9 protein-coding genes are annotated in these 12,173 nt (G+C 63.0%); 6 read left to right on the top strand and 3 right to left on the bottom strand.

Going from position 1 to position 12,173, the window contains the following annotated elements:
• Positions 1-46: 46 nt before the first annotated feature.
• From PQQ52_RS24675 to PQQ52_RS24655, 5 genes are all read left to right on the top strand, one after another.
• Positions 47-979 carry a glycosyltransferase family 2 protein gene (locus tag PQQ52_RS24675; protein WP_408217011.1) on the top strand — a complete coding sequence of 311 codons (933 nt, stop codon included), beginning with the start codon at positions 47-49 and terminating at the stop codon, positions 977-979.
• 120 nt (positions 980-1,099) lie between these two features.
• Entirely contained in the window at positions 1,100-2,341 is a 1,242-nt protein-coding gene (locus tag PQQ52_RS24670) for a glycosyltransferase (RefSeq protein ID WP_408217008.1), read from the top strand.
• 3 nt (positions 2,342-2,344) lie between these two features.
• Positions 2,345-3,808: a glucose-6-phosphate isomerase gene (locus PQQ52_RS24665; RefSeq protein WP_408217005.1), complete on the top strand. Its 1,464-nt coding sequence runs from the start codon at positions 2,345-2,347 to the stop codon at positions 3,806-3,808.
• Complete coding sequence (locus tag PQQ52_RS24660; protein WP_408217003.1) at positions 3,805-5,034, top strand: glycosyltransferase family 4 protein; 1,230 nt, start codon at positions 3,805-3,807, stop codon at positions 5,032-5,034. Before PQQ52_RS24665 ends, PQQ52_RS24660 begins: the two co-directional genes overlap by 4 nt.
• A gap of 152 nt (positions 5,035-5,186) precedes the next feature.
• Positions 5,187-6,353 (top strand): glycosyltransferase family 4 protein, encoded by a 1,167-nt coding sequence (locus PQQ52_RS24655; RefSeq protein ID WP_408217000.1) that lies wholly within the window; start codon positions 5,187-5,189, stop codon positions 6,351-6,353.
• Positions 6,354-6,447: 94 nt separating this feature from the next.
• Here the strand turns inward: PQQ52_RS24655 and gmd are convergent, their stop codons facing one another.
• Genes gmd through PQQ52_RS24640 form a run of 3 tightly spaced genes read right to left on the bottom strand, consistent with a single transcriptional unit; the run spans position 6,448 to position 9,347 of the window.
• Complete coding sequence (gene gmd / locus PQQ52_RS24650; protein WP_408216998.1) at positions 6,448-7,491, bottom strand: GDP-mannose 4,6-dehydratase; 1,044 nt, start codon at positions 7,489-7,491, stop codon at positions 6,448-6,450.
• Between the two features lie 36 nt (positions 7,492-7,527).
• Positions 7,528-8,262 carry an SGNH/GDSL hydrolase family protein gene (locus tag PQQ52_RS24645; protein WP_408216995.1) on the bottom strand — a complete coding sequence of 245 codons (735 nt, stop codon included), beginning with the start codon at positions 8,260-8,262 and terminating at the stop codon, positions 7,528-7,530.
• On the bottom strand, positions 8,259-9,347 hold the full coding sequence (locus tag PQQ52_RS24640; RefSeq protein ID WP_408216992.1) for an acyltransferase family protein: 1,089 nt from the start codon (positions 9,345-9,347) through the stop codon (positions 8,259-8,261). Before PQQ52_RS24640 ends, PQQ52_RS24645 begins: the two co-directional genes overlap by 4 nt.
• Positions 9,348-9,916: 569 nt before the next feature.
• On the opposite strand from PQQ52_RS24640, the gene PQQ52_RS24635 reads away from it, so the two are divergent.
• Positions 9,917-12,118 carry an NHL repeat-containing protein gene (locus tag PQQ52_RS24635; protein ID WP_408216989.1) on the top strand — a complete coding sequence of 734 codons (2,202 nt, stop codon included), beginning with the start codon at positions 9,917-9,919 and terminating at the stop codon, positions 12,116-12,118.
• Positions 12,119-12,173 lie beyond the last annotated feature (55 nt).

Here is a 12,173-nt window from a genome sequence, read left to right as displayed (position 1 = left end):
CGATTGTTCTAAGCCCAGCGCAAACACGATAAACAAGGACATCACGATGAAAGTGACGGTACTGGTCCCGACTTACCGCCGCCCGGCCGACCTGGCGCGCTGCCTTGCGGCGCTGCAACGGCAGTCGCGCGCGCCGGACGAAGTGGTGGTGGTCGCGCGCGCCGACGACGAAGCGACCCACGCCTGCCTGCGCGATCCCGCCGTGCCGGGCACGTTGCGGCTGTCTGTCGCGCTGGTGGAAGTGCCAGGCCAGGTCGCGGCCCTGAATCGCGGACTGGATGCGGCCAAGGGAGACGTCATCGCGATCACCGACGACGACGCCGCGCCGCACGTCGAGTGGGTCGAACGTATTGCGGCCGCATTCGAGAGCGACGCGCGCCTGGGCGCACTGGGTGGGCGCGACTGGGTGCATGAAAAAGGCCGCGTGCTTGACGGCGAGCAGCCGCTGGTCGGCAAGGTCACGGCGCACGGCAAGATCATCGGCAATCATCACCTGGGGGTCGGCGGCGCACGCGAAGTCGACATCCTGAAGGGCGCCAACATGAGCTACCGGCGCGAGGCAGTGCGCACGATCCGCTTCGATCAACGACTGCGCGGCGCGGGCGCCCAGGTCCACAACGACATGGCCTTCAGCCTGAGCGTGAAGAACGCCGGCTGGAAGCTGATGTATGACCCACGCGTGGCCGTCGACCATTTTCCGGCCGAACGTTTCGACGACGACCGGCGCGACGCGCAAACCATGACGGCGTTACGCAATGCCGCCTTCAATTTTCATCTGATCCTGCGCGACCAGTTGCCGCCGCTGCGGCGCGAAACCGCGTGGTGGTGGTGGACGCTGGTCGGCACGCGCGTCTATCCGGGCCTCACACATGCCGCGCTCGCGCTGGTGTCGAAACAGGCGAGTCTGAGGTTGTCGCGCTGGCGCGCGGTGCGCACCGGCGCGCATGAAGCGCGGCGCGCGCTGTCCCGGACCGCATGACCCTGCGTGAGCGCTGGGTGAGCCCCGCGTGACCCAATCGTCCTGCACGTTCTTGCATCGGCACTTGCGCCTGCGTGCGCACGCCGATGCTCCTTTCCACCGGCAGAGCGGAGTGTCTGCATGAGTACGAAAGTTCACGTTCATCTGTTTTACGGCGCCGACCCGCGCTTTTACCGGCCGGGCGACGACATCGGTTGTCTGTACGGCTATCACCACGCGGAGTCCGATGCGTTCGCACTGACCTATTCGGAGGACGCCCGCGAGAGCAAGCCGGTGCGTTTGCTGCGCCGCGCGCTGAAGGCGGCGCTCGGGTTCGACTTCATCCATACGTGGCGCAACCGCGCCGAGATGCTGTGCTCGGACGTGATCTGGACGCATACCGAGCAGGAATGGCTCTCCGCTGCGCTTATGCTGCTGCTGAGCGGCCGCAAGGCGGGGGCGGACGCTGCACCCCTACTGCTCGCGCAAAGCGTGTGGCTGCTCGATAAATGGCCTTCCTATGGGATTTTGCGTAGCTGGCTGTACCGCAAGCTGATGAAGCGCGCCGATCAGCTGACTACGCTCGCCAGCGAAAACGCCGAGCTGTGCCAGCGCTATTTCAACCGCGACGCGAAGCATCTCCACTACGGCCTGAACACACAGGACTTCCCCGTGAAGGCCCCGACCGAGTGGAAGCCACATACGCCGATCCGCATCGCCGCGATCGGCAACGATCGCGACCGCGACTGGGAGACCCTGATCAAAGCCTTCGGCAACGATACGCGTTACACGGTGAAGCTTGCGACACGCCGTCGCATTCCCGCGTCGCTGCGTGCGCCGAACGTCGAGATCGCGCTGTTCTCGGGCATCAAAAAGCAGCACGAACTCTACGACTGGGCCGACGTGATCGTCGTGCCGCTGCGGCCAAATTCGCACGCCTCGGGCATCACCGTGATGCTGGAAGCGGCAGCGGTCGGCAAGCCGATGGTAGTCACCAACGTCGGCGCGTTACAGGATTATTTTCCGGCGGGCGAGGCGGCTTATATCCCGCCGTTCAACCCACAGGCGTTGCGCGAGGCGGTGGACCAGCTCGCGGCCTCTCCCGCGGATGCGTTGCACCAGGCACAGGCGGCGGCTGCCGGTTTGCTGTCGCGCGATCTGACCACGCAGAACTATGCGATGCAGCACGTGAGGATTACCCAGGAGATGCTACGAGTGCGCGCAGCCGCGCGTGGACGCGTGACGGCAGGCGCGGCCGACGCCGAGGCGACAACCTCGCGCGCCGCGCCGGCCTCTGCCACGGCGAACCCGCCGGCGCGGGTCCGCGCGGGCAGCCAGGGATCGGCTCAACGTCCTGCGCGCGAATCACGCGGAGGTCTCTGAACGATGTCGACAATCACGCGAGCCGGTGGCGACGGCGCTGGGCGGACCCTGTCCGGCGCTCGCAAGGAGTGGCTGCCGGAGGCCTTACTGTGGCTGATCACGGCGATGCTGATCGGCGCGCATCAGGGCACGGTGCTCACGCTCGGATTCCCGGTGCTCGCGATCCTGACGGGCCTCTGGCTTTATTTCAGAAGTCCGGCGCGCTACATCGGTTTCATGTGGTGGCTGTGGTTTCTGAGCCCCGAAGTGCGGCGTCTCGCCGACTGGTCCAAAGGCTCGTTCACGCCGACCAGCCTGATCCAGATCGCGCCGCTCGCGGTGACGATGATCAGCGGGTTTTCCTTGCTCCGTTACTACAAGGTACTTTCGCAGCGGCGCGGCCTGCCGGTGCTGCTGATTCTGATGGGGCTTGCCTACGCGTTCATGATCGGCGTGATGTCGAGCGGGCCGCTCGCCGCGACCTATGACCTCGCGAACTGGCTCTATCCGATCCTGATCGGCTTTCACATCATGGCGCATACGCGTCAGTATCCGAAGTACCGCGACACCATCGTCAGTACCTTCATCTGGGGCATGCTGGTGATGGGCGGCTACGGCCTGATCCAGTTCTTCATCATGCCGCCGTGGGACGCGCTGTGGATGCTGGGTTCGCAGATGAATTCGCAAGGCGACGCCGTGCCGATGGGCGTACGCGTCTTCAGCACGATGAACTCGTCGGGACCGTTCGCGTTCGCGATGATGGGTGCAATGGTCTACGTGATGGCGGCGACGCACCGCGTGCGGTGGGTCGCGGCGGCGCTGGGCTTCTTTGCGTTCGCGCTGAGCCTCGTTCGTTCGACGTGGGGCGGCTGGGTGATCGCGCTTCTGATCCAGCTGGTCAAGTCGAACAACAAGGTGCGCGTGCGGATCGTGGCGAGCGCGGTGCTGCTTGCCGGCCTCTGCGTGCCGCTGCTCACGGTCGGCCCGGTCGCCGAGCGGATGCAGGCGCGCCTGAACACGCTCGTCAACCTGAGCGACGACCAGAGCTATGCCGCGCGTAACGAGTTTTACGCGACCTTCGCGAAGACCGCCTTTACCGACGTCTCCGGCGAAGGCATGGGCGCGACCGGTACCTCGACCAAGCTCTCGAACGACGGCGGTCAGCTCGGCCAGTACGGCAACTTCGACAGTGGCGTGATGAACATCCCGTTCGTGCTCGGCTGGCCCGGCACGCTGCTCTACATGTCCGGCATCGTCTGGCTGGTGGTGCGCGCGGCGCTTGCCTCGTTCAAGCTGCGCAACGACAAATTCGTTTCCGCCTGCCTGAGCCTCAGTCTCGCGACGTTCGCGATGCTGGTGTTCACCAATTCGCTGGTCGGTACCGGCGGCCTGCTGCTTTTCATGAGTGTTTTTTCGATCCTTTCCGCGGTGCACTACGAAAAGATGAACCGCAGACGCACGCTATTTCTCCACGGAGGCACTGATTGAGAGTCGCCATTGTCACGCACGTCGTGCGCCATAACGACGGCCAGGGGCGCGTCAACCACGAGATTGCGCGCGCCGCTCTCGACGAGAACATCGGCGTGACGCTGGTCGCGTCACATGTCGCGCCGGATCTTCTTGCCCATCCGAACGTTCGCTGGACACCCATCAAAATCGGCAAATGGTGGCCGACCAATCTGCTGCGTCAGCAGGTGTTCGCGTTCAAGAGCGCGATGTGGCTGCGCGCGCATCGCCGCGAATACGACGTGCTGCACGTGAACGGGTTCATCACGTGGATGCCCGCCGACGTCAACACCTCGCACTTCGTGCACAGCGGCTGGTTCGGCAGCAAGTACTACCCGTTCGGGCTGACGAAAGGCGTGTGGTCCGCGTATCAGTCGGTTTATACGCGCTGTAACGCGCTGCTCGAACGCTGGGCTTACCGGCGCTCGAAGGTCATTACGGCGGTGTCGCAAAAGGTCGCCGATGAAATTCGCGCGATCGGGTTGACGCCACATAACCGGGTCGACGTGATTTACAACGGCGTCGATACGCGAGGTTTTGCGGCCGCAACGGGCGATCGCGCGAAGTTCGGATTGTCCGCGGACGCATTTTTGCTGCTGTTCGTGGGCGATTTGCGCACGCCGCGCAAGAACCTCGGCACCGTGTTGAAGGCGCTCACGCATCTGCCCGAACACGTGCAGATCGCGGTGGCCGGGTTCCTCCCGGGCAGTCCGTATCCGGAAGAGGCCAAGGCGCTCGGCATTGCGCATCGCGTGCATTTTCTCGGTCTGGTCAAGGAAATGCCGGTACTGATGCATTCGGTCGACGCGTTCGTGTTTCCGTCGCGCTACGAGGCGATGAGCTTGTCATTGCTCGAAGCGATGGCTGCGGGCCTGCCGGTGGTCACGGCGCGCACGGCGGGCGGCGCTGAAATCATCACGCCGGAATGCGGCATCGTGCTCGACGACCCGGACGATCCCAAGGCATTGGCCGGGGCCGTCGCGCGCCTCGCCGACAACGACGACGCGCGCCGCGCGATGGGCGTCGCCGCCAACGAACTTGCGACTGGCTTCGGCTGGGCGCGTATGGCGGCGCAATACATCGCGCTATACCGGCAACTGGCGGGGCAGCAGAAAGACCGCCGACGCAGCGAATCGGAGGCCGCGGCGGTCGCCAAGACCGACGCGCTGACGCTGAACACGCTGGCCGGGCAGAAGGGTGCGGAATGAATGCGCGCCCTGACAGGGAACGACAGCGGGACCCGAATGCCGACCAAAGCGCGGACCAAAGCGCAGACCCGCAGGTGGGTCGTTTGGCGAACCGGCTGTCCGAAACATCCCGCAATCCACTACAACTCTCAGAACGCACAGGGGCAACAATCATGACGACGAGTTCCATCAAATCGCTGCAGATCGGGATGCACTGGTTTCCCGAGCGCGCGGGCGGCCTCGACCGCATGTACTACTCGCTGGTCGGCGCGCTGCCGGGCGCGGGCGTCGCGGTGCGCGGCGTGGTCGCCGGCTCGGCGAAAGTTGCAGCGGACACCGGTGGCGCGATCAACGGTTTCGGCTCCGCGGCGCAATCGCTGCCGCTGCGGCTGATGGCGGCACGCCGCGCACTGCGGCAGGAGATCCGCACCTCGCGTCCCGACGTGATTTCGTCGCACTTCGCGCTGTACACGTTTCCGGGTCTCGACGTGACGCGCGGCATTCCGCAGGTTTCGCATTTTCAGGGACCGTGGGCCGACGAGAGTCACGTGGAAGGCGCCGATTCGCTCGGCCAGCGCGCCAAGCGCTATCTGGAGCAATCGGTGTATGCGCGTTCATCGCGGCTGATCGTATTGTCCGAGGCGTTCGGCAAGATCCTGACGTCGCGCTATCGCATCGCACCGGACCGCGTGCGCGTGGTGCCGGGTTGCGTGGACGTCGAGCAATTCAATCTACCGATCACACCGGCCGAAGCGCGCCTGAGGCTGCAATTACCGCAGGACCGGCCGATCGTGCTGGCGGTGCGGCGTCTGGTGCGCCGCATGGGACTCGAAGATCTGATCGATGCGGTGAAGCTGCTCAAACGCACCGAACCCGACGTACTGCTGCTGATCGCGGGCAAGGGACGGCTCGAAGGCGAATTACAGGCGCGGATCACCGAGTCCGGCCTTGACGACAATGTGAAACTGCTGGGCTTCGTGCCCGATCAGCATCTGGCTGCGTTATATCGCGCGGCGAATATCAGCGTGGTGCCGACGGTGGCACTCGAAGGCTTCGGGCTGATTACCGTTGAATCGCTGGCTTCGGGCACGCCCGTGCTGGTGACGCCGGTGGGCGGCCTGCCGGAAGCGGTGGCGGGCTTGTCGCCGAATCTGGTGCTGGCGGAGACGGGCGCGAAGGCGATTGCGGAAGGTCTGGCAGGCGCGTTGAACGGTTCGCTGAAGTTGCCGGATGCCGATGCTTGCCGCCGCTATGCACGCGAGAACTTCGACAACTCGGTGATCGCGAAGCGCGTGGCGTCGGTGTATAGCGAGGCGATCGCGGCGGGTGGGGTGCACTGAAGGCTTTACGACGCAGTAGAAAAAAGGCCTGAATCGTAACGATCAGGCCTTTTTTGTACCGGATGGCGGCTGCGCAAACAGCCGCTACTCAGGATCAGAACGTCTCGTGATGCTCATTGCGCCCAAGGTCCGCGTGAACCATCATGTGGCACAGCTGTTCCAGCGTGGTTTCCGGCTTCCAGCCGAGCTTCTCGTGCGCCTTGTCCGCGCAACCGATCAGCAGCTCCACTTCCGCCGGGCGGTAGAACTTCGGGTTCACGCGCACCAGCGTCTTGCCGGTGGCGACGTCGATACCGGTCTCGCGCTCGTCCTTGCCCGACCATTCGATCTGGTAGCCCGCCGCGGCGAACGCCATGCGCACAAAGTCGCGTACCGTCTCGGTGCGGCCGGTGGCGAGCACGAACGTATCGGGTTCGTCGGCTTGCAACATGCGCCACATGCCCTCCACGTATTCGAGCGCGAAGCCCCAGTCGCGCTTGGCGCTCAGGTTGCCGAGTTCCAGCGCGTCCTGCTTGCCGAGCTTGATCTTCGCGACCGTGTCCGTGATCTTGCGCGTCACGAATTCGCGACCACGTAGCGGCGATTCATGATTGAACAGAATGCCGCTGCTGGCGAACAGGTTGTACGACTCGCGGTAATTGATGGTCGACCAGTGCGCGAACAGCTTGGCAACGCCGTATGGGCTGCGCGGATAGAAGGGCGTGTCCTCGCGTTGCGGCACCGCCTGCACGAGACCGAACATTTCCGATGTCGACGCCTGATAAAAACGCGTCTTCGGATTCAGAATGCGGATGCCTTCGAGCAGATTCAGCGCGCCGATGCCGGTCACTTCGGCGGTCGTCACGGGCTGGTCGAACGAGACACCCACGAAGCTCTGCGCGGCAAGGTTGTACAACTCGTCGGCCTGCGCGCCTTCGAGCAGGCGCAGCGTGGAGCCGAGGTCGGTCAGATCGTGTTCGACCAGACGCAGATTCGGATGATCGAGCACGCCAAGCTCACGAATGCGCCAGAAGTTGACCGAACTCGTGCGCCGGTAGGTGCCGGTCACGTGGTAGCCCTTGTCGAGCAGTAGTTTGGTCAGATAGGCGCCGTCCTGTCCGGATACGCCGGTAATGATCGCTTTGCGTGGTTGGCTCATAGCTTGCCTTCGATATTGGTAAAAGAAAAAAGAACTTCAGAGCGTGCCGTTCAGCAGTCGCCGCACCAGCGGATCGACGACCTGAAAATCCTGTTCAGCCTTGAGCCGGTACAAGCCCGGTTTCGGATGCGCACCATCGGACATCAGCATCTTCCAGTCCGGCAGATTGCTGATGTACGCGAACTGATCGACGAGCGGCACCTGCTGTTCGGCCGCCACGCGGCGCGTCATCGCCACCATCGCGGCGAGCCGCGCGTTGAGGCGGTTGTCGGGCATCGGGTTCGACGTCTGCAGAACCGGCTCTTTGCCGAGCGCGCGCGCGGTTTTCACGAGCGTTGTTTCGGCCGCGTAAAACTGCTCGGGCGTCTGGTTCTGCATCACTTCGTTGATGCCGTAGTTGATCAACACGATCTGCGCGGACGAAGCGGCGAGCCGTTCCTGCCACGGCAGACCGGCGGTGGGGCCGGCGCGGCGGTTGCCGGTACCGTCACGCAACTGGGTGGCCATCGTGCCGCCCACGCCGTAGTTCGTGACGCGCACCCGCTCGCCGTACCTCGCTTGCAATTCGTCCTGCAGATACGCCACGGCGTTTTGCGCCTGCGGGCCGCAATGGCCGTCGCTGCACGTAATGCCGAGCGTGGTCGAATCGCCATACGCGTCTACCAGTACCTGCGTGGCGGCACGACTGCCGGCATAGGCATCGAATGCCGGCGAAATCAGCACCGACGCAGCGACCGACATGCTCGCTGCCAGCCACGCGCGGCGCCTCATGCGCGGCTTTGCGGCGCTTGCGACGCGCCCCCTGAGACGCTACCCGCCGACGCAGGGGTTTTGCCTGCGGAGCCGAAGATCAAGCGCTTTTCGAACGCGAACCACGTGATGCTGGCGTAGGCAAGGGTGATGGCAAGCGCCAGCGCCGCCGTCAGATAGCGGTTCAGATGCAGCGGCCACAGCGTGTACAGCACGCTCAGGTGAATCAGATAGATTGTGTAGCTGATGGTGCCGATATAGACCAGCACAGGGTTGCACAGCAGCCGTTTGACGATGCCCTTGCTCTGCAGGGCGATGACCACGACGGAAGTACAAAGCACCAACGAAATGCTGTACAGCCCGGCATTCGACAGCGGCGTATTCGCCGCACGGAACCGCGGGTAATGCAGATGCAGCCATGCAAGCACGGCCAGCGCGGCAAAGAAGCCGAGCACGGCGAGGCCCTTGAACGGTTCAAGCGCGTTGCGATCGCGCCGTACGGCAACCGCGAGCAGCGCGCCGGCCGCGAGCAGATCCATGCGGAACGGCGTCAGATAATAGATCGGCCAGAACGAGTCGAACCAGGGCGTGGCGACCGCGCGCAGCACCGGCACCAGAATGATCAACGCGGCCGCCACGTAGCCGAGCACTCGCTCGGGCAGCAATAGAATCACGAACGGCCAGAAAATATAGAACTGCTCTTCAACGGCCAGCGACCACAGCACATTCAGGCTGTCGTGACCGCTCTGATTGAGCGCATCACCGATATTGGTCGCGAAGAACGCATACCACTGCCAGTGCTGTGCCCAGCCAAAGCCGAACAGAATCGACGACACCACCATCAGCAGCAGATAAGGCGGCAGGATGCGTCGCGCCCGGCGCGCATAGAAATAGCCGAAATACGACTGCTCACGCGCCTTGCGTTCAAGCAGGATGCCGGTAATCAAAAAGCCGCTCAGAACAAAAAACAGATCGACGCCCATCCATAGCGGCGCTTTCAAGGCGTGCTGGGCGAATACCGCGAGCACGGCGATGGCGCGCAAGCCATCGAGCTGCACGATGCGGCGGGAGTGAGAAGGCGCTGAGGGCAGTGCACTAGCAGTCATGAACCGTCCATGGTGTGAAGCGGATGGGCCAGGCGAAGGATCGCGCGCGCCTTCTCAAGTCAGGAACAGGGCCTGAGAAAACAGGGGCGCGCCCGTTTCGCGTCGCAACGGAAGTGCATTCGATTCTAGGGAAAATAAATTGATGAAAAAACGGGAATGAATTGGATAAGTGAATCAGATTGCAACAGGGTGTTTCGTTATCCATTCGGAATTGATTTTTATGCTTGTGCCTTGAGGCTGTCGCAATGCGTAAGAAGTGCAGCCGGCATCAGGCTGCATCGGTAAAGATGATGGGCGGAGGCGCCGCTGGGCGCACGAAACCACGTCTATTTTCATTTAATCTATTTTTAAATCATTTTCTTTCACAACGCTCAAAGCATCGAATATTTTTGAATTATTTTCGATTTTCGTTGCAGCGTTTTTTCCGCGTAATGTGACCGGTGCGGGAATCAGTCTCGTGTTCTTACGTCGCTTCTGCTTCTAGCGGCCTCTGCCGTCACTTCATTGGATTTTGCACCCGCGTGGGCCATGTGCCCAATCGCGGCACGGCCCTGATTGGAGGAATTACTTTGGTCCGTTTCACGTTCAAAACCTGGATTGCTGTACTCGCCTGTGCGGCCGGAATGACGGCGGCATCGGTCAGCTTCACGGCATCCGCGGAAACCGTGTTGAACGCGAAAAATTCCTGGATCGGCAATACCTTTGGTTTCGGCGACGGCACGTGGACGCAGATCAACATCACCGCGATCGCGGTTGCGCCGGACGGCGAGGTCTATACGAACGCACCGTGGGACGAAAGCGGCGCCGAAGCGAGCGTCTATCAGAACGGCAAGATGCTCGGCTTCGCGGGCGGCACGCACGGCTGGGGCAACGGCGGCGGCAGCGCGATTGCGGTCAATCGCAAGTACGCCTTCGTGGCGATCGCGGTCGGCAACGAAAAGGGACGTCTGGTCGAGCAGGGTGTGTGGCCGGAGAAGGGCAAGCAATGGTTCGGCATTTCGCGTCGGCAGATCGCCGATCCGAAGCGCGCCGCGCCGTTCCAGCCGGCCGCGAACAACGCTGACCCGCATGCGCAACTGGCAGCGGGCTTTTTGATGTTGAACGAAGTGCCGACCGGCACCAGTGCCGAGATTGGCGGTCTGGCGGCAAACGACACCACGCTTTACGCGGCGAACACTGCGCGCGATCGCATCGAGGTGTATGACGCGGAATCGATGCAGCAGAAAACCACATGGACGGTGCACGAACCGGGTCGCATGGCGCTTGCCCCCGATGGCACGCTCTGGGTGTTGAGCGGCACGCGCAACGACAAGGCTCCGCACGTGGAGCACTACACCGCCGCGGGCAAGCGCATCGACGAAACGTTCACGCTGCCCGCCGATACGGTTGCGGTCGATATCGCCATAGATGCACAAGGCCGCGTTCTGATCGCCGACAACGGCCCGCGTCAGCAAGTGCTGTTTTTCAGCAAGAACAACGGCCGCTACGCGGAGTCCGGCTCGCTCGGCGAACGCGGCGGCATTTTCAGCGGCGTTCCCGGCAAACCCGGCCCGCAGCGCTTCAACGGTTTGACTGGCGTGGGCGTGGATGCGCGCGGCAACGTGTACGTGTCGACCAATGGCATCGGACCACGCTATGACCCGATCGGCGCGGGTCTCGGCGCCACGCTCGAAAGCTATGCGCCCGACGGCAAACAGAACTGGCAGGTGCAAGGGTTGTTGTTCGTCGACGGTGCATGGATCGATCCGTCACGTCCGGATAGCGTCTACACCGGCAACAAGCGCTTCGAACTCGATCTGTCGAAGCCTGCGGGTCAGGACTGGAAATACGCGGGCTTTCTGTCGAACCGCTTCAAGTACCCCGACGACCCCGTCTTCCACGTAGATCAATATCCCGGCTTGCCGATTGCCCGCAAGCTCAAGGGCCACACGTTCCTGTACCTGACCGACATGTACGCGGACCACCTGAAGATCTATCGCTTCGACCCGCAGCACGACGGCGAAACGGCGATTCCTTCGGGTTTCATCGCCGGGCGCGAGCGCGCGGTCGCCAAGGTGCCGAATGCGCCGCCTGGCGGCGACTGGATCTGGCGCGACGTGAACGGCGACGGCAAGTTCAACACCGACGAATTCACGCTCAACACGAGCGGCACGAAGCTCGCGGGTGGTTGGGGCTGGTGGGTCGATACCGCCGGCGACATCTGGCGCACCCGGGATAACAAAGGCATTTACCGCTTCCGCTTCGGCGGCCTGGATGCGAAGGGCAATCCCATCTATTCGTATTCGAACATGACGCAGTACCCGGTGCCGCAACCGTTCACCGAACTGCATCGCGCGATCTACGACCCCGACACCGACACGATGTACGTGACCGGTTATACGCCCGATACACCGGTGGACCGCGGCTTCTGGAAAGAAGTGGGCCGCGTGCTGGTGCGCTACGACAAATGGTCGAGCGGCAATCCGGTGCAACGCTATTCGATCACGCTGCCGTGGACGACGCAGACCAAACCCATCGCCACGATTATCGGCCTCACCGTTGAAGGGCAATACCTCTTCGGCGTCGAGCCGGTCGGCGCGGTGCACGTGTGGGACAAGGACACGGGCAAGGAGGTCGGGGTGATTCGTCCTGGCCCGGAAGTGGGCCGCGCGTCGGGCTGGGTCGATGTACCCAACGGCATTAGCGCCGCGAAGCGCAGCAATGGCGAGTACCTGGTGTTCGTCGAAGAAGACGCGCGCGGAAAAGTGATGATGTATCGCTGGAAGCCTTGATGACGTACGTGTCGTGAAGGTTTTATTCGCAATATCAGGCAACTGAGCCAGGCAA

Source organism: Paraburkholderia sediminicola (genome assembly GCF_046030555.1).
In the GTDB taxonomy this organism is placed as follows: domain Bacteria; phylum Pseudomonadota; class Gammaproteobacteria; order Burkholderiales; family Burkholderiaceae; genus Paraburkholderia; species Paraburkholderia sediminicola_E.
This window is presented reverse-complemented; position numbering and strand designations above follow the sequence as displayed.

Coding starts and splice junctions, on each gene's coding strand:
- PQQ52_RS24675 (WP_408217011.1), top strand. CDS start 47: ATGAAAGTGACGGTACTGGTCCCGACTTACCGCCGCCCGGCCGACCTG.
- PQQ52_RS24670 (WP_408217008.1), top strand. CDS start 1,100: ATGAGTACGAAAGTTCACGTTCATCTGTTTTACGGCGCCGACCCGCGC.
- PQQ52_RS24665 (WP_408217005.1), top strand. CDS start 2,345: ATGTCGACAATCACGCGAGCCGGTGGCGACGGCGCTGGGCGGACCCTG.
- PQQ52_RS24655 (WP_408217000.1), top strand. CDS start 5,187: ATGACGACGAGTTCCATCAAATCGCTGCAGATCGGGATGCACTGGTTT.
- gmd (WP_408216998.1), bottom strand. CDS start 7,491: ATGAGCCAACCACGCAAAGCGATCATTACCGGCGTATCCGGACAGGAC.
- PQQ52_RS24645 (WP_408216995.1), bottom strand. CDS start 8,262: ATGAGGCGCCGCGCGTGGCTGGCAGCGAGCATGTCGGTCGCTGCGTCG.
- PQQ52_RS24640 (WP_408216992.1), bottom strand. CDS start 9,347: ATGACTGCTAGTGCACTGCCCTCAGCGCCTTCTCACTCCCGCCGCATC.